The sequence below is a fragment of the Nocardioides marinus genome (assembly GCF_013408145.1).
Taxonomy (GTDB): Bacteria; Actinomycetota; Actinomycetes; order Propionibacteriales; family Nocardioidaceae; genus Nocardioides; species Nocardioides marinus.
Genome location: NZ_JACBZI010000001.1, coordinates 3881798 through 3898442 on the forward strand (window position 1 = coordinate 3881798; position 16645 = coordinate 3898442).

12 protein-coding genes are annotated in these 16645 nt (G+C 74.2%); 8 read left to right on the plus strand and 4 right to left on the minus strand.

All coding sequences use genetic code 11. The annotated features are described in order from the left end of the window. The first annotated feature begins 116 nt into the window (after positions 1-116). On the plus strand, positions 117-2102 hold the full coding sequence (locus BKA05_RS18235) for a M13 family metallopeptidase (protein WP_343045751.1): 1986 nt from the start codon (positions 117-119) through the stop codon (positions 2100-2102). An 82-nt stretch (positions 2103-2184) separates the two neighbouring features. On the opposite strand, the gene BKA05_RS18240 is transcribed toward BKA05_RS18235, so the two are convergent. Next, the gene (locus BKA05_RS18240) at positions 2185-2595 is read right to left on the minus strand and encodes a Crp/Fnr family transcriptional regulator (RefSeq protein WP_179532696.1); all 411 of its coding nucleotides are present in this window, start codon (positions 2593-2595) and stop codon (positions 2185-2187) included. Between the two features lie 132 nt (positions 2596-2727). Here BKA05_RS18240 and BKA05_RS18245 point away from each other — a divergent pair, with 132 nt between their 5' ends. Next, positions 2728-4872 carry a DEAD/DEAH box helicase gene (locus BKA05_RS18245; RefSeq protein WP_179532697.1) on the plus strand — a complete coding sequence of 715 codons (2145 nt, stop codon included), beginning with the start codon at positions 2728-2730 and terminating at the stop codon, positions 4870-4872. Between the two features lie 68 nt (positions 4873-4940). Here BKA05_RS18245 and BKA05_RS18250 read toward each other — a convergent pair whose 3' ends face one another. Together BKA05_RS18250 and BKA05_RS18255 are read right to left on the minus strand one after the other, a co-directional pair. After that, the gene (locus BKA05_RS18250) at positions 4941-6176 is read right to left on the minus strand and encodes an acyltransferase family protein (protein WP_179532698.1); all 1236 of its coding nucleotides are present in this window, start codon (positions 6174-6176) and stop codon (positions 4941-4943) included. Continuing rightward, positions 6173-8098 (minus strand): glycosyltransferase family 2 protein, encoded by a 1926-nt coding sequence (locus BKA05_RS18255; protein ID WP_246290473.1) that lies wholly within the window; start codon positions 8096-8098, stop codon positions 6173-6175. The genes BKA05_RS18250 and BKA05_RS18255 overlap by 4 nt, the downstream gene beginning before the upstream one ends. Positions 8099-8254: 156 nt before the next feature. On the opposite strand from BKA05_RS18255, the gene BKA05_RS18260 reads away from it, so the two are divergent. Next, positions 8255-8917: a hypothetical protein gene (locus BKA05_RS18260; protein WP_179532699.1), complete on the plus strand. Its 663-nt coding sequence runs from the start codon at positions 8255-8257 to the stop codon at positions 8915-8917. Between the two features lie 16 nt (positions 8918-8933). On the opposite strand, the gene BKA05_RS18265 is transcribed toward BKA05_RS18260, so the two are convergent. Continuing rightward, a complete protein-coding gene (locus BKA05_RS18265) occupies positions 8934-9422 on the minus strand; it encodes a glutathione peroxidase (RefSeq protein WP_179532700.1) in 489 nt (162 codons plus the stop codon). 83 nt (positions 9423-9505) lie between these two features. Here BKA05_RS18265 and BKA05_RS18270 point away from each other — a divergent pair, with 83 nt between their 5' ends. From BKA05_RS18270 to BKA05_RS18290, 5 genes are all read left to right on the plus strand, one after another. Further along, positions 9506-10780, plus strand: coding sequence for a nucleoside transporter C-terminal domain-containing protein (locus BKA05_RS18270; protein WP_218842456.1), 1275 nt, complete (start codon positions 9506-9508; stop codon positions 10778-10780). Positions 10781-10829: 49 nt separating this feature from the next. Continuing rightward, positions 10830-11429, plus strand: coding sequence for a GNAT family N-acetyltransferase (locus BKA05_RS18275; RefSeq protein WP_179532701.1), 600 nt, complete (start codon positions 10830-10832; stop codon positions 11427-11429). 176 nt (positions 11430-11605) lie between these two features. Next, positions 11606-14446, plus strand: coding sequence for an SNF2-related protein (locus tag BKA05_RS18280; RefSeq protein ID WP_179532702.1), 2841 nt, complete (start codon positions 11606-11608; stop codon positions 14444-14446). Then, the gene (locus tag BKA05_RS18285) at positions 14446-15126 is read left to right on the plus strand and encodes an SWIM zinc finger family protein (protein WP_179532703.1); all 681 of its coding nucleotides are present in this window, start codon (positions 14446-14448) and stop codon (positions 15124-15126) included. Before BKA05_RS18280 ends, BKA05_RS18285 begins: the two co-directional genes overlap by 1 nt. A gap of 20 nt (positions 15127-15146) precedes the next feature. Beyond that, a complete protein-coding gene (locus tag BKA05_RS18290; protein WP_179532704.1) occupies positions 15147-16634 on the plus strand; it encodes a protein adenylyltransferase SelO in 1488 nt (495 codons plus the stop codon). Positions 16635-16645 lie beyond the last annotated feature (11 nt).

The following is a 16645-nucleotide window of genomic DNA, read 5'->3' on the forward strand; positions in this document are numbered from 1 at the left end:
GTCGAACCTGCGGCTGCGCGGTCGAAGGTTCGACCGCGACCCCGAAGGTCTGACCGACATCAGTCAGACCTTCCCGGTCCACCCGGCCCCACCCCCGCCCGGCTAGGGTCGCGGACGTGAGCATCCTCGACGACGCCCGCGAGGGCATGGACCTGTCCGTCCGGCCGCAGGACGACCTCTTCGGCCACGTGAACGGCCGCTGGCTCGCGGAGACCGAGATCCCCTCGGACCGCTCGAGCTGGGGCCCCTTCGTCGCGCTGAGCGACGCCGCCGAGCAGCACGTGCGCGAGATCATCGAGGAGCTGGCCGCCGGCGGCCCCACCGACGCCGCCGACCCCTCCGCCGCGGACGAGGCGCGCAAGATCGGCGACCTCTACACCTCCTTCATGGACACCGAGCGGATCGCGGCGCTGGGCCTGACCCCGGTGCAGCCGCTGGTCGAGGCGATCGGCGGGCTCCGCGACCTGCGCGACCTGGCGGCGTTCCTCGGGGAGTCCGAGCGCATCGGCGGCCACGGCGTCTTCGGCTCCTACGTCGACAACGACGACAAGGACTCCGAGCGCTACCTGGTGAACTTCGTGCAGGGCGGCCTGGGCCTGCCCGACGAGTCCTACTACCGCGAGGACAAGCACGCCGAGACCCGCGAGAAGTACCTCGCCTACCTCACCCGCCTCCTCGAGCTGGGCGGCACCGGCGCCGACTGGCTCGGCGACCCCGCCGCGGCCGCCCGCACGGTCCTCGACATCGACACCCGCATCGCGGCCGGTCACTGGGAGCGCGCGGAGACCCGCGACGTCCAGAAGACCTACAACCTGCACACCCTCGAGCAGCTGCGCACGCTGGTGGGCCCCTTCGACCTCGACGTGTACGTCACCAACCTCTCCGGCGGCTCCCAGAGCGCCGAGCAGCTGCTGGCCGAGGTCAACGTCCGCCAGCCGTCGTTCTTCGAGGGCCTGGCCGGCGTGCTCGCCGAGGTGCCGCTGGAGCAGTGGCGCCCCTGGCTGCTGGTCCGCGTGCTGCGGTCGGCGGCGCCGTACCTCACCGACGAGCTGGTCGAGACCAACTTCGACTTCTACGGCCGCACCCTCAACGGCACCCCCGAGCTGCGCGCCCGCTGGAAGCGCGGCGTCGCCCTCGTCGAGGGGGCGCTGGGCGAGGCGGTCGGCAAGCAGTACGTCGCCCGCCACTTCCCGCCGCAGTCCAAGGCGATGATGGAGGAGCTGGTCGCCAACCTGCTGGCCGCCTACCGCGAGTCGATCGGCGCCCTGGACTGGATGACCGAGGAGACCAAGTCCCGGGCCTACGAGAAGCTCGAGACCTTCAACCCCAAGATCGGCTACCCCGACACCTTCCGCGACTACTCCGGGCTCCAGGTGCGCCCCGACGACCTGATGGGCAACGTCGCGGCCGCGGCGGCCTTCGAGACCGACCGCCAGCTCGGCAAGATCGGCTCGCCGGTCGACCGCGACGAGTGGCACATGCTCCCGCAGACGGTGAACGCCTACTACAACCCCGGCACCAACGAGATCTGCTTCCCCGCCGGCATCCTGCAGCCGCCGTTCTTCTCCCCCGACGCCCACCCGGCCGAGAACTACGGCGGCATCGGCGCGGTGATCGGCCACGAGGTCGGTCACGGCTTCGACGACCAGGGCGCGCAGTTCGACCCGCTGGGCAACCTGCGCGACTGGTGGACCCCGGACGACAAGGCGGCCTTCGAGGAGAAGTCGAAGAAGCTCATCGCGCAGTACGACGCGCTCGAGCCGCGCGACCTGCCCGGTGAGCGGGTCAACGGCCAGCTCACCGTCGGCGAGAACATCGGCGACCTCGGCGGGCTGACCATCGCCCACAAGGCCTACGTCATCTCCACCGGCGGGCAGGCGAGCGTCGAGGAGCGGCGCCAGCTGTTCTTGAACTGGGCCCACGTGTGGCGCACCAAGCGCCGCGCCGAGCAGGCGCGTCAGTTCCTCACCATCGACCCGCACAGCCCGGCGGAGTTCCGCGCCAACATCGTGCGCAACCTCGACGAGTTCCACGAGGTCTTCGAGACCGCCCCCGGTGACGGGCTGTGGCTGGACCCGGAGGACCGCGTCCGGATCTGGTGACGAGGGCCGCGCCGGGACGTCATGCGGACGGGAGGTCCGTCTCCGCGCGACGTATGACGTCCCCGGCGTACGCCGCAGGGCCTCAGCCGGCGAGGGACTCCTCGCGCGCGGCGACGGTGCGGTCGACGAGCGCGGCGACCGCGGGGAAGCCGCGACGCAGCGAGTCGAAGCCGCGCGGGGTCAGCACGCAGGCGGTGACCGGGGTCATCGCGGTGACGGTGGCGGTGCGCGGCAGGCGACGGTCGATCACGCCGAGCTCGCCGACCAGCTCGCCGGGGCCGAGGACGGCGACCAGGTCGTCGCCGACGCGGACGCCGACCTGCCCCTCGACCAGGAGGAACGCCTGGTTCTCGAACTCGCCCTCGGTGGTGAGGGCGGCTCCGGGCCGCAGGGCGACCACGTCCATCAGCGCGGCCATCCGGCGCAGCTCACGGGGAGAGCAGTCGGCCAGGGCGGGGACGCTGCGCAGCAGGTGCTCGGTGGTGCGGACCATGGTGGGCTCCTCGGGTGGGGGAAGGGAGGCATACCGTCGGTACGTCTAAACCGTACCCCCGGTATGTGAAAGATCAACACCTCTGTGGAGGAGATCACCGGACGGTCGGCAGCGGCTGGTAGACAGCCCTGCATGAGTCCCACCGTCGCGCTGACCGATCGTGCCGCCGCCCGCGAGGCCGCCGAGGCCCACCTGCGGGCCCTGGTCGGCCCCCGGGGGGAGGGGCAGGCCGAGGCCCGGCTGCGGGAGGACCAGTGGAGCGCGATCGAGGCGCTGGCGGTCGACCGCCGACGCGCGCTGGTCGTCCAGCGCACCGGCTGGGGCAAGTCCGCGGTCTACTTCGTCGCCACGCTGCTGCTGCGCGGAGCGGGCGCCGGCCCCACGGTCATCGTCAGCCCGTTGCTGGCCCTGATGCGCAACCAGATCGCCGCCGCCGAGCGCGCGGGCATCCGCGCGGTGACCATCAACTCCACCAACGCCGAGGACTGGGAGCCGATCCACGAGCAGATCGCCGCCGGCGAGGTCGACGTGCTGCTGGTCAGCCCCGAGCGTCTCAACAACCCCGGCTTCCGCGACGAGGTGCTGCCCCGGCTGGCGGCCACCTGCGGCCTGCTGGTCGTCGACGAGGCGCACTGCATCTCCGACTGGGGCCACGACTTCCGCCCCGACTACCGCCGCATCCGCACCCTGCTCGACGACCTGCCCGACGGCATCCCGGTGCTGGCGACCACCGCGACGGCCAACGCCCGGGTCACCGACGACGTCGCGCAGCAGCTCGGCTCGATCGAGCGCGGCGACGTCCTCACCCTGCGCGGGACCCTCGACCGCGAGTCGCTGCGCCTGGGCGTGGTCCACCTCAAGACCCCCGACCAGCGACTGGCCTGGCTGGCCGACCACCTCGCCGAGCAGCCCGGCTCCGGCATCGTCTACTGCCTCACCGTCGCCGCCACCCAGGAGGTCGCCGACTACCTGCGCTCCCGTGGCCACGACGTCGCGGCCTACTCCGGCCAGACCGAGACGACCGAGCGGCAGGCGCTCGAGGCCGACCTCGCCGCCGGCCGGGTCAAGGCGCTGGTCGCGACCAGCGCGCTGGGCATGGGCTTCGACGCCAGCCTCGGGTTCGTCGTCAACCTCGGCTCCCCGAGCTCGCCGGTGGCCTACTACCAGCAGGTCGGCCGCGCCGGTCGTGGCCTCGATGCCCGCAGCGAGTCCGCGACCGTGGTGCTGCTTCCGGCCCCGGAGGACCGCGACATCTGGGCCTACTTCTCCTCCCTCGGGTTCCCGCGCGAGGAGCAGGTGCGCGAGACCCTGTCCGTGCTCGCCGAGGAGGGTCGCCCGCTGAGCACGGCAGCGCTCGAGACCCGCGTCGAGCTCAGCCGCACCCGCCTGGAGACGATGCTGAAGGTGCTCGACGTCGACGGCGCCGTACGCCGGGTCAAGGGTGGTTGGGAGTCGACCGGCCGCCCGTGGAGCTACGACGCCGAGCGCTACGAGCGGGTCCGCGCGGCGCGCGAGCGCGAGCAGCAGGCGATGCTCGACTACCTGCGCACCGACCGGTGCCGGATGTGGTTCCTGCGCGACCAGCTCGACGACCCCGAGGCCACCGAGTGCGGCCGCTGCGACAACTGCGGCGGGCTCGACCTGCCCACCGAGGTCTCCGCGGAGGCGGTCACCTCGGCCCAGGAGCGGCTGGCCCGCCCCGGCGTGCCCCTGCCGCCGCGCAAGATGTGGCCCACCGGGCTCGACCGGCTCGGCATCGACCTGCGCGGACGGGTCTCCGAGCAGGCCCGGGAGGGTCGGGCCGTCGCCCGGCTCACCGACCTCGGTTACGGCCAGGCGCTGCGCGAGCTGTTCCGCGAGGGCACCCCCGACGGTCCGGTGCCCGTCCCGCTGGTGCAGGCGGTCATCGAGGTGCTCGGCGACTGGCGCCCCGAGGTCGACGCGATCGTCGAGATGGAGTCGGTCTCCCGGCCCGAGCTCGTGGGCTCGCTGGCCGACGGGCTCTCGCGCTACCTCCGGGTCCCGCTGCTCGGCCGCTGGGCGGTCCTCGACCCCGACGTGCCGCCGGGGCGTGGTGCTGCCAACTCCGCCCAGCGGGTGGCGGCGGTCTCCCGGCGCAGCGGCCTCGACGCCGAGCCCGGTGCTCTCGAGGGGCGCCGGGTGCTGCTCGTCGACGACCTGGTCGACACCGGCTGGAGCACGACGCTCGCCGCCCGTGCCGTCCTGCGCGCGGGCGCCTCGTCGGTCTCCCCGCTCGTGCTCGCCGTCCGCGCCTGAGCAGGCGCCGGGACGTCATCCGGCGGGGAGGAGTGGACGTCCCGTCCGCATGACGTCCGTGGAGCCTGCTAGGAGCCGTCCGACTCCACCCGGCGGGCGGGGTCGCGGGGGTCCAGGTGGTCGTAGTAGTCGCGCGGGGAACCGTCGGGCCGCATCGTGGCCAGCAGTCGCAGCCCGGCCGCCTCGACCGTGCGTGCGCTGACCCACGCCAGCAGGACCGACGGGACGGCCACCATCGCGGAGACGACCAGCCAGGCCCAGCCCGGCCCCGGCTCGGGGTAGAGGCCCAGCGAGCCGAGGAGGCGCAGCACCGGCTCGTGGATGAGGTAGATCCCGTAGCCCAGGCCGCCCAGCCACACCAGCGGCCCCCACGACATCCACCGCGCCCACGGGCCGTCGTGGAGCACGACGTGGGCGAGGGCGACGGTGAGGCCGACGGCGTACATCGGGTGCCACCACTCCGCGATGGGGGTGCCGACCGGACGGGTCAGCATCAGCGCCACCGTCGAGCCCAGCCCGAGGACCAGCAGCGCCGACCGCGGCGCCGACGCGAGGCGCACCCCGGTGGCGGCCACCACGGCCAGCAGCATCCCGACCCCGAAGTCGGCGGCCTTGGCCAGCGGGGAGAACCACACCGACCAGTTGTCCGCCGCCGCCCCCGACAGCAGCGTCGCCCAGACGAGGTACGCCGCTCCCACGACCACCAGTGCCACCGGGAGGGCCGAGGCGACCGCCACCCGCCCGGCACGCGTGCCGGTGCGCTGCACCAGCCGGTTGAGCAGCGGCACCGAGAGCGCGACGAGGACGTAGAAGTGGAACTCGATCGCGAGCGTCCAGGCCGGGCCGTTGGTCCAGAAGATGTAGGTGTCGGAGTAGACGTGGGTGAAGGTCAGGTGGGTCAGCAGGTCGACCCAGTGACCGGGGGCCGAGGGGTTGGTCAGGGACCAGACCAGCAGCACCACCGTCAGGTAGAGCGGGAGCAGCCGTGCCATCCGCCGGTAGAGCAGCACCCGGCCCGGACGCGTCGTGGCACCGTCGACCACCGCCTGGGCGATCGGCAGCCACAGCACCAGCCCGGAGAGCACGAAGAAGAGGTCGACGAACAGGTCGGCACTCATGAACAGCTCGTGGATCGTCCCGGTCAGCGGCCACTGGTAGGTGTCGCCGTAGCGCTGGTGCTGGTAGCCGTGGAAGACCACCACGACGAGCGCGGCGACCCCGCGCAGCCACCCGAGCGGGTAGCGACGCACCGGGGTGCTCGTCGGGGCGGGCGCGGTCGGGGGCGTGTCCATCGTGGTGGTCATGCGTCGCCTCCGGCGGTCCGGGGCGTGACCACCCACTGGTGCTCACCGCGCAGCTGCTTGAGCTGGGCGACGCGGTTCACGAGGTTCTTGGCCTCGGTGTAGAAGAGCAGGTTCATCAGCGCCGCCCGCAGGAACCAGTGCCGGTGCCGGCGGATCTCCGGCGTCGCCAGCCGGTACGCCGCCAGCGTCTGCAACGGCCCGGAGACCGTCACCAGGAGCGTGATGAGCAGGAACAGCGGCGAGCTGAGGTCGAGCCCGCCGTCGCGCCACACCAGGAAGCCGAGCAGCGGCCAGGTGAGGATCGACATCCACGGGTACACCTCGCGCCAGCCGAGCAGGTAGGTCGCGCCGACCTTCTGCCGGAGGCTGAGCCGGGGGGAGCGCAGGATCGGGCCCAGGTGGCGCAGGGAGACCTGGAACCACCCCTGCGCCCAGCGCATCCGCTGCTTCCACAGCGCCTCGGGGGTCTCGGGCGCCAGCTCGCGACTGAGCAGGCCCGGGTCGTTGACGATCCGACCGCCGGCGCCGAGCACCCGCATCGAGGCCTCGATGTCCTCGGTGAGGAAGGAGCCGCGCAGGCGGATGCGCTCCAGCGCCGAGGCACGCCAGAAGCCGTTGGAGCCACCGAAGATCCCGAAGCCCGACAGCGCGGCCCGACCGGGGTGGGCTACGGCGTAGATCTGCTCGAACTCCACGGCGACCAGGCGGGCCAGCCAGCCGGTCTCGCCGTTGCGGATCACGCAGTGCCCCTGGACGACGTCGGCCGGGTCGTCGGGGTCGCCGAGCCACTGCCAGGCGCGGTCGAAGGCGCCGGGCATCGGGTGGTGGTCGGCGTCGAAGATGCCGATCAGCTCGCCGTCGGCGACGTGCAGGGCGGCGTTGACGTTCTGGGCCTTGGAGGTGGAGTCGGGCACCTTGAGCACCACGAGGTCCTCGTGCTGCTCCCCGAGGCGGGCCAGCTCGTCCTCGACGGCCAGCGGGAACGGGGTGTTGTAGGCCAGCACCACCTGCAGGCCGCCGGACCCGTCGCGGTCGCGGTCGGGCAGGGAGAGGAAGTGCTCGACGGTCTCGAGGATCGTGTCGGCCTCGTTGGGCAGGTACGCCGCGATCACGGCGGTCGCCCGGGGCCGCTCGCCGGCGCGGCCCGAGGGCCGGGGCGGGTCCAGCGCGTGGGAGGTCTCGGCCCAGATCATCCCCGCCGTCATCGCCAGCGAGCCGACGATCGCCCAGTACAGGACGCCCGAGAGGTCCAGGCCGACCAGGGAGAGCGCCACCAGGGCCAGGTAGGGGACGACGACGGCGCCGACGGTGGCGACCAGCACCTGGTTGCCGGTGGACCACCGATCGATGCGGGGCCGGCGTACCCGCAGGTGGTGGCCCTCCTGGCGCGGCTGCAGGTCGCGCTGTCGCACGGACTCCGCCGCGGCCGAGGCCGCGTGCGCGAGCGCCTGGTGGGCGTCCTGGCTGCGGGTCACCGGCGCCCAGCCGACGCCGAGGTCGAGGACGGCGGGACCGTCGTCGGCGCGGTGGTCCAGGGACTCCAGCACCTCCAGGGCGTGGTACGCCATCGCCTGCAGCCGCTCCGGGCGGGCGTCGCGGTCCTCGCGGCGCAGCCGCAGCCGCAGGCGTCCGTCGTTGGTGGCGGCGACGAGCTCGCCGGGCTGGAGGTAGGCGGTCAGCCGCTCCGCCGCGGCCTCGACGACCCGCTGGTCCGCGTGGACGAGCGCCTCGGTCCCCGGCCGGGCGCGGACGGGGTCGAGCACGGCGACGATCTCGCGTCCGCGACGGCGCTGCGGCAGGCGCAGGGTGCTGACGACCCGTGGCTCGGCCCCGACGGCGGGCCGGGTGAGCACGGTGTCGGGGTCGACGACCTCACCGGCGGGGGACGCGTGGTCCTCGCCCGGGGGGCGCGAGGGGAGCATCGCGGTCACGGAGACCTCCTGTCGGGACGTGCGGACGGGGTGGCGGGCCCGGGGGAGGTACGCCGCCACGGAGGTGACCGTGCCCGTGAGACGGGTCTTGGAACATCGCGCTCGTCGTGGCCCGGGTCACGGGGCGCTCGGACGTAGGGTGTGCCGGTGACCTCTCGGGCTCAGCGCACCACCCTGCCCGCAGCCGTGACGGCCCTGGTCCTGGCCGGCTCGGGCTGCTCCGGCTCGGCGGACGACGCGACGACCACGCCGCCGATGCTCGCCGCGGCGGTCGCCGCCCACACCGACGCCCCGCTCCGCGCGGCGGCCGAGCTGCCGGAGGGGAGCCAGGGCGTCGTCGAGGGTGACGTGACGGTCGAGGTCAGCCTGGACCGCCAGGTGGGCGACAACGCCCACGTGCTGCTGGCGGTCACGCGGGGCACGCCGTTCGGGGTGTCCGCCGCCGAGCTCGCCGACCTGTGCGAGTCCCTCGGGCCGTGCGAGGAGGTGGACGGGGCCACGCTGGTGTTCGAGAACGGCTCGCCCGAGTCCGACCCGGGCATCGCCTACGCCTGGATGGAGCGCGACGACGTGACGGTGTGGGCCTACGGCTACGGACCGTTCATCGAGCAGGACCCCGCGCAGCGCAGCGAGGAGGTCGCCGCGCTCGCGGAGACGCTGGTGGGCGTGGTGAGCGACCCGGGCGTGGGGTTCACCAGCGCAGCGGCGTACGTCGAAGGGGCGCAGGAGATCTGCGACGGGCCCTGGCTCGACTGGTACGGCCAGGGCAACGGCTCACCCGAGCCGGAGGACAGCACCGACTGGTGCTGACCCCAGCGCGGGCACGTCAGCCGACGATCTCCTCCACGGCGGTGACCAGCCGGGGGTCCTGCGGCTCGACGCCGGGGCTGAAGCGGGAGACGACGGTGCCGTCGGCGGCGACGAGGAACTTCTCGAAGTTCCAGGTGACGTCGCCGGCCTCGCCCTTCTCGTCGGGGGTGCCGGTCAGCTCGGCGTACAGCGGGTGCCGGCCCTCGCCGTTGACCTCGATCTTCTCGGTCATCGGGAAGCTCACGCCGTAGGTCGCGGAGCAGAACTCCTGGATCTCCTCGGCCGTGCCGGGCTCCTGGCCCATGAACTGGTTGCACGGCAGGCCGACGACGGTGAAGCCCCGGTCGCCGTAGGTCTCCTGCAGCTGCTCGAGACCGGTGTACTGCGGGGTGAGGCCGCACTTGGAGGCCACGTTGACCAGCAGTGCGGGCCGGCCGCCGGTGATCTCGCCCAGGGTGGCGGCGGTGCCGTCGAGGCGGGCGAGCGGGAGGTCGAGGATGCTCATGGGGCGAGCCTAGTCAGCCGCGCGCACCCGCAGGTGTGACCCGGGCCCGCACGGGGCAGGGTCACCCGCTGGAGGTGGTCGAGGTGTTGATCGACGTGCTGTGGGGCGCCGGCGGGATGGCGGTCCTGATGGGGATCGCGTGGTTGTGCTCGTCGGACCGGCGGGCGGTCCGGCCGCGCACCGTCGTGGGTGCGCTCGCGCTGCAGGTGGGCTTCGGCGTCCTGGTGCTGTCGTGGTCGGTCGGGAGCCGGGCGCTGGAGGCGGCATCCTCGGGCGTGCAGGCGGTCATCGACTCCTCCCGCGAGGGCATCGGCTTCCTGTTCGGGCCGGTCCTGCCGGCCGAGGACCAGGGCACCGTCGTGGCCTTCCAGGTGCTGCCGGTGATCGTCTTCTTCGCCTCGCTGACCGCCGTGCTCTACCACCTCGGCGTGCTCCAGCGTGTCGTCGAGGTGGTCGGCGGCGCGCTGGGGAGGGCGCTGGGCACCGGTCGCGAGGAGTCGGTCAACGCGGCGGCCAACATCTTCGTGGGGCAGACCGAGGCGCCGCTGCTGATCCGCCCGTACGTGGCCGGGCTGACCCGATCCCAGCTCTTCGCCGTCATGGTCGGCGGGCTGTCGACCGTCGCGGGGTCGGTGCTGGTGGGTTACTCGCTGCTCGGCGCGCGGCTGGAGTACCTCATCGCCGCCAGCTTCATGGCCGCCCCCGGCGCGCTGCTGATGGCCAAGATCATGCTCCCCGAGCCGCGGGAGCCCGAGGGAGCCGCCGAGGGGGGCTCCGGTGCTGCCGGTGCCGGCGGTGCTGGCGAGGAAGGCGAGGACGACTCGCCGGCCGAGCCCGAGCGGGCCCGCAACGTCATCGACGCCGCCGCCACCGGGGCCGCCGACGGCCTGCGGCTGGCCGCGACGATCGGCGCGATGCTGCTGGCCTTCATCTCCCTCATCGCCCTGGTCAACCTGCTGGTGGGCGGCGTCGGCGGCTGGTTCGGCGCCGAGGACCTCAGCGTCCAGCAGCTGCTGGGCTACCTCTTCGCGCCCGTCATGTCGCTGATCGGCGTCCCGTGGGGCGAGGCGGTCGACGCGGGCAGCTTCGTGGGGCAGAAGATCGTGCTCAACGAGTTCGTCGCGTTCGCGGAGTTCGGTCCGGTGGCCGGGGAGTTCTCCGACAAGACCGCAGCGATCGTCACCTTCGCGCTCACCGGCTTCGCCAACATCGGCTCCCTGGGCATCCTGCTCGGTGGGCTGGGCGGCATCGCCCCCGAGCGACGACCCGACATCGCCTCGCTCGGCCTGCGCGCCATCCTCGCCGCCACCCTCGCGAACCTGATGAGCGCCGCCATCGCGGGCATCCTGATCGGCTGACGCTGCTCGACCGTGGCCCGTCGTCGGTGGGCGGGTCTAGCCTCGGCCCATGGCTGACCCCGCTGCCTTCACCTGGCTCCCGGCCAACCGGGCCACCGACGCGGACGTCGAGGCGGTGCTGGGTGCGGGTGGCGCGGCGAAGTGCCGCTGCCAGGGCCTGAAGGTCGAGGGCTGGATCTGGCGCGACAGCACCCAGGAGGAGCGCGAGGCCGCCCTGGTCGCGCAGACCGCCTGCGGCACCGACGGACCCACCTCTGGCCTGATCGGGTACGCCGACGGCGAGCCCGCCGGCTGGGTCGCCGTCGAGCCGCGGGAGAACTACCCGCGCATCTGGGCGCGCAAGCAGCCCTGGATGCGGATGGACCCGGACCTGCCCGGCGTGTGGTCGGTGACCTGCTTCGTGGTCCGCAAGGGCTTCCGGGGGGAGGGGCTGACCTACGAGCTGGCGCGCGCCACGGTGGAGTACGGCCGCCAGGTCGGTGCTCGCGTCCTGGAGGGCTACCCGATGGAGCCCGCTCCCGGGAAGACGGTCATCTGGGACGAGGCCTCCGTCGGCCTGCTGCAGGTCTTCCTCGAGGCCGGCTACGAGGTCGCGGCGTCCCCCACCCTGCGCCGCCGCGTCGTCCGCTACGACCTCGCGCCCGCCTGACGGGTCGCGGTCCGTCCCCGGGTCACGCCGGAGCACGACGTTCTGCAGGAGATGTCGCCCCCGGCCCGCAGGACGTCGTGATCGGCGAGGCGGCCCGACCGGGCGGCGGTGTTGTCGGCGGGGCGGGCTACCGTCGTCGCGTCCGGTCGAGGCCTGTGGGCGAGGGGGTGTGCGGCGTGGGGTTCGTCCCGGTGACCGGCACGGCGACCTTCCGGCCGGCCGTGCCGCCGCGCGACTCGGTGGTGGAGTTCGTCGACGAGCGGCGCACGGTCGCGCTGCCGGTGCGGGCGGCGATCCCCGTGCTGACCAAGGCCCACGCCCGCGAGGACCTCCACCCCAGCGTCGCGCTGCTCAGCGGCGCCGCGCTGCTGGGGATGCGCCTGGTGGCGGCCGGTGCGTTCGAGCCCGCACCCGAGGAGCCGGGCCGGCCCCCGTCGTGGCGGGTCGGCGGGCTGAGCGAGGACGACGAGGACCGCGTGCGGATGCTCGCGCGCTCGCGCGCCGCGGGCGAGCAGGACGCCGCCGACGCCGAGCAGGTGGTGCGGGCCGTGCTGGACGCGGTCGCCGACGCCGTACCCCGCAGCGCGCCGGTGGCAGGCGCGCGACCCGCCCCGCGGCGGCGACCCCCGCGGCGGGCGGGCGGGCCGGAGGGGGGAGCAGCACCCGTCAACACCGCCCCGGACGACGCCTTCCAGGAGCGACTCCAGCGCCGCATCGCGAAGATCCGCCGCGGCAGCGACCTCCCGCACCTGGTGACCATCTCGCTGCGGGTCGAGGCCGACGAGGAGGAGCTGGTCGCCGGCTCGGTGCGACTGGTCCTGCAGGTCCACGACGAGCGCGATCCGCTGCACATGGCCGACGCCTCGGCGCTGTGGCTCGACGACCCCGAGGATCACGGCTTCGGCGACCGGGCGCGCACCCACGCCACCATCGCGCTCCGCGCCGCGGCGGAGGCCTGGCCGGTGCTCGACCGGCTGCTCGCGCTGCGGGTGCCCGACCAGGTCACCCTGGAGGCCGAGGAGATCGTCAGCCTGCTCGAGGACGGCGTCGCGGCGCTGGCCGAGCGCGGCGTCGACGTCCTGTGGCCGCGCAGCCTCGGGCGCGACCTGACCGCCTCGGCGGTGCTCGACACCGCACCCCGCCGCAGCGGCACCCGCGAGGCGCCCCTGCAGACCGGTCTGCTCACCCCCGACTCGGTGTTCGCCTTCCAGTGGCAGGTCGCGCTCGAGGGCGACCCGCTCACCGCGGAGGAGATGGAGACCCTGGCCGCCTCGGCCGCGCCGGTGGTCAAGCTGCGCGGCGCCTGGCGCGTGGTCGACCCCTCGATCACGCGCAAGGCCCGCAAGCGGCTGGTGCGCGAGGTGAAGCCCGCCGAGGCCGTCGCCGCCGCGCTCAGCGGGGTCGCCACCCTCGGCGAGGACCAGCCCGCCGAGGTGGTCGTCGGCGCCTCGCTGCTGAAGGTCCGCGAGCAGCTGCGCACCGCCGCCACCCGCGAGCCCGTCGAGCCGCCGGCGGCGCTGGCGGCGACCCTGCGCGACTACCAGCGCCACGGCCTCACCTGGCTGGCCGAGCTCACCGGTCTCGGCCTCGGAGCGTGCCTGGCCGACGACATGGGCCTGGGCAAGACGCTGACCCTCATCTCCCTGCACCTGCACCGCGCCGAGCAGGCACGCGCCGTCGGCCGCGCACTCGCGCCCACGCTCGTGGTCTGCCCGACCAGCCTGCTCGGCAACTGGGAGGCCGAGATCCAGCGGTTCGCGCCCGGCGTCCCCGTACGCCGCTTCCACGGCGGCACCCGCTCGCTGGCCGGGCTCCCCGGGGCCGGGGAGGAGGCCGGCGCCACGCTGCTGGACCCGACCCCCGACGGCGACCCCGGCTTCGTGCTCACGACCTACGGCACGATGCGCGTCGACACCACCACCAAGGACCGCCCCAGCGAGCTCGGCGAGGTGACCTGGGGGCTGGTGGTCGCCGACGAGGCCCAGCACGTCAAGAACTCCCGCTCCACCACCGCCCGCGGCCTGCGCAGCATCGGCTCCGGGGCGCGGGTGGCGCTGACCGGCACCCCCGTCGAGAACGACCTCACCGAGCTCTGGTCGATCCTCGACTGGGCGACGCCCGGCCTGCTCGGCAGCCGCCAGGCCTTCCGTCGCGTGTGGGCCGCGCCCATCGAGGCCGGCGTCGACCCCGCGGTGACGGCCCGCTTCGCCGAGCTGATCGGTCCGTTCCTGCTGCGGCGCCGCAAGTCCGACCCCGGCATCGCCCCCGAGCTGCCCCCCAAGACCGAGACCGACCACCCGCTGACGCTCACCCGCGAGCAGGTGGTGCTCTACGAGGCGTTCGTCCGCGACACGATGGAGCACATCGAGCGCGCCGACGAGCACACCCGCCGCGGGCTCGTGCTCTCGCTGCTCACCGGCTGCAAGCAGATCTGCAACCACCCCGCCCACTTCCTCAAGCAGGGCGGCGCCCGGGTCGCCGGGCGCTCGGAGAAGATCGACCTGCTCGACGAGCTGCTCGGCACCGTGCTGGCCGAGGACGGCGCGGCGCTGGTCTTCACCCAGTACGTCGAGATGGCCCGGCTCGTCTCCCGGCACCTCGCCACCGCCGGCATCCCGCACCAGCTGCTCCACGGCGGCACCCCCGTGCGCGAGCGCGAGGAGATGGTGCGCCGCTTCCAGTCCGACGGCGCCGACCGCGTGCCGGTCTTCCTGCTCTCCCTCAAGGCCGGCGGCACCGGGCTCAACCTCACCCGCGCCGACCACGTCATCCACCTCGACCGGTGGTGGAACCCCGCCGTCGAGGACCAGGCCACCGACCGCGCCTACCGGATCGGGCAGACCAAGCCGGTCCAGGTGCACCGGATGGTCACCCGCGGCACCATCGAGGAGCGCGTGGGCCTGCTGCTGGAGCGCAAGCGCTCCCTGGCCGACGCCGTCCTCGGGCGCGGGGAGGCCGCGCTCACCGAGCTCAGCGACGACGAGCTGCGCGACCTCGTCAGCCTGCGCCCCGCGTGATGGCCAGCACCACGCACCCCGCCTTCGCCGAGCGCCGCAGCACCGCCCGCCCGAGCGGCTGGTGGGCCCGGGCCTGGCTCCGCGCCGTCGAGGAGGCGGCGTACGCCGAGGAGGAGCTGACGGCCTCCCGGCGGCTGGCCCGGTCGGGGCGCATCGGGGGCATCCGGGTCGAGCCGGGCCGCGTCACGGCAGCCGTCGAGGACCCCGACGGGCTGTGGGCGACGGCCGTGGACGTGCCCGTGCTGCCCGCCGAGGAGGCCGACGCGCTGGTCGAGGCGGTCGGCGCGGTGAGCGGCCGGGTCTCCGCGCTGCTGGCCGGCGACCTGCCGCACGAGCTGGTCGAGCACGCCGAGGAGGCCGGCGTCGAGCTCCTCCCGTACGGCGGTGAGCTGGCCGGCACCTGCACCTGCTCGGCGTGGGTCGACCCGTGCGTGCACGCCCTCGCGCTGCTGCACCAGGTCGGCTGGCTGCTCGACGCCGACCCGTTCGTGCTGCTGCACCTGCGCGGCCTGCCGCGCGAGCAGCTGCTGGCCCGGCTGCACGCCGAGCGTGCCCCCGTGGCCGACGTGACCGACGCCGATCCCGACCTGGACGCCGCTCACGACGCGGCCGCGCGGGCCGCCCGGTTCCTGGAGCGACTGGAGTCCGGGGAGCCGGGCGACCTCGACCACCTGCTGTGAGCCGCCCGTAGCGTGGGGGCATGAGCACGACCACCCTCCACCTCGAGCACCGCTTCGCCGACGCGCTGCCCGAGCTGGCGGTCGACTGGCAGGCCGAGGCCGCCCCCGGCCCGATGCTGCTGGCCCTCGACGAGCAGCTGGCCACCGAGCTGGGCCTGGACCCCGCGTGGCTGCGCAGCGGCGAGGGACTGCGCCTGCTGACCGGCGAGCACCCCCCGGTCGGGTCGCGGCCGGTGGCGCAGGGGTATGCCGGGCACCAGTTCGGCGGGTACTCCCCGCGCCTCGGCGACGGCCGTGCCCTCCTCCTCGGCGAGCTCACCGACCGCGAGGGCCGGCTGCGCGACCTGCACCTCAAGGGGTCGGGTCGCACCCCGTGGTCGCGCGGCGGCGACGGGTTGGCCGTGGTCGGCCCGATGCTGCGCGAGCACCTCGTCTCCGCCGCCATGCACGCCCTCGGCGTCCCGACGACCCGGTCGCTCGGGGTCGTCGCCACCGGCCGCGCGGTGCAGCGCGAGCAGCCGCTGCCCGGGGCCGTCCTGGCCCGCGTCGCCGCGAGCCACCTGCGCGTCGGCACCCTGCAGTACGCCGCCGCGCTGGACCACCAGCAGCCCGGCACCGACCTGGTGCGCCGGGTCGTCGAGCACGCCGCCGCCCGGCACCACCCGCAGGTGCTCGAGGCCGACGTCCCCGCGCTCGCGCTGCTCGAGGAGGTCACCCGGGTCCAGGCCGAGCTGGTCGCGTCGTGGATGTCGGTCGGCTTCGTCCACGGCGTGATGAACACCGACAACGTCACGCTCTCGGGGGAGACCATCGACTACGGCCCGTGCGCCTTCCTCGACGGCTTCGACTCGGCCGCGGTCTTCAGCTCCATCGACACCGGCGGCCGCTACGCCTTCGGTCAGCAGCCCGCGATCACGCAGTGGAACCTCGCCCGGATGGCCGAGACCCTGCTGGCCCTCCTCGCCGAGCAGGCCGGGGTGGACCAGGACGGGGCGGTCGAGCGCTGCGTGGGCGTCCTCGAGACGTTCCCGACGCTCTACGGCGAGGCGTACGCCGCCCGGGTGGCCGCCAAGCTCGGCCTCCCGCCCGGCCTCGACCCGCAGCTCCGCACGGGGCTCGTCGGCGACCTGCTCGCCCTGCTGCAGGGCGCCCGCGCCGACCACACCGGCTTCTTCCGCGACCTGGCCCGGGAGCTGCGCGCGGTCGGTGGCGACCAGGGCACGCCCGCCCGCGACCGCGTGCTCGACCTGCCCGCCTACGACGACTGGGCGGCCCGGTGGCGCGCCCTCGGGCCCGACCCCGACGCCATGGACGCCGTCAACCCGGCGTACGTCCCCCGCAACCACCTGCTCCAGGCCGCCCTCGACGCCGCCGACGCCGGCGACCTCGCGCCGTTCGAGCGGATGCTCGAGGTCGTCACCCACCCGTTCACCGAGCGCCCGGAATGGGCCGAGTACGCCCTGCCCGACCCCGCCGGCGGCCCGTTCGTGACCTACTGCGGGACCTGACACGAGATAGT

What these genes read in the sequence shown, in the direction of transcription:
- BKA05_RS18240 (WP_179532696.1), bottom strand. Translation starts at nt 2,595, where the DNA reads ATGGTCCGCACCACCGAGCACCTGCTGCGCAGCGTCCCCGCCCTGGCC.
- BKA05_RS18245 (WP_179532697.1), top strand. Translation starts at nt 2,728, where the DNA reads ATGAGTCCCACCGTCGCGCTGACCGATCGTGCCGCCGCCCGCGAGGCC.
- BKA05_RS18250 (WP_179532698.1), bottom strand. Translation starts at nt 6,176, where the DNA reads ATGACCACCACGATGGACACGCCCCCGACCGCGCCCGCCCCGACGAGC.
- BKA05_RS18255 (WP_246290473.1), bottom strand. Translation starts at nt 8,098, where the DNA reads ATGCTCCCCTCGCGCCCCCCGGGCGAGGACCACGCGTCCCCCGCCGGT.
- BKA05_RS18265 (WP_179532700.1), bottom strand. Translation starts at nt 9,422, where the DNA reads ATGAGCATCCTCGACCTCCCGCTCGCCCGCCTCGACGGCACCGCCGCC.
- BKA05_RS18275 (WP_179532701.1), top strand. Translation starts at nt 10,830, where the DNA reads ATGGCTGACCCCGCTGCCTTCACCTGGCTCCCGGCCAACCGGGCCACC.
- BKA05_RS18285 (WP_179532703.1), top strand. Translation starts at nt 14,446, where the DNA reads ATGGCCAGCACCACGCACCCCGCCTTCGCCGAGCGCCGCAGCACCGCC.
- BKA05_RS18290 (WP_179532704.1), top strand. Translation starts at nt 15,147, where the DNA reads ATGAGCACGACCACCCTCCACCTCGAGCACCGCTTCGCCGACGCGCTG.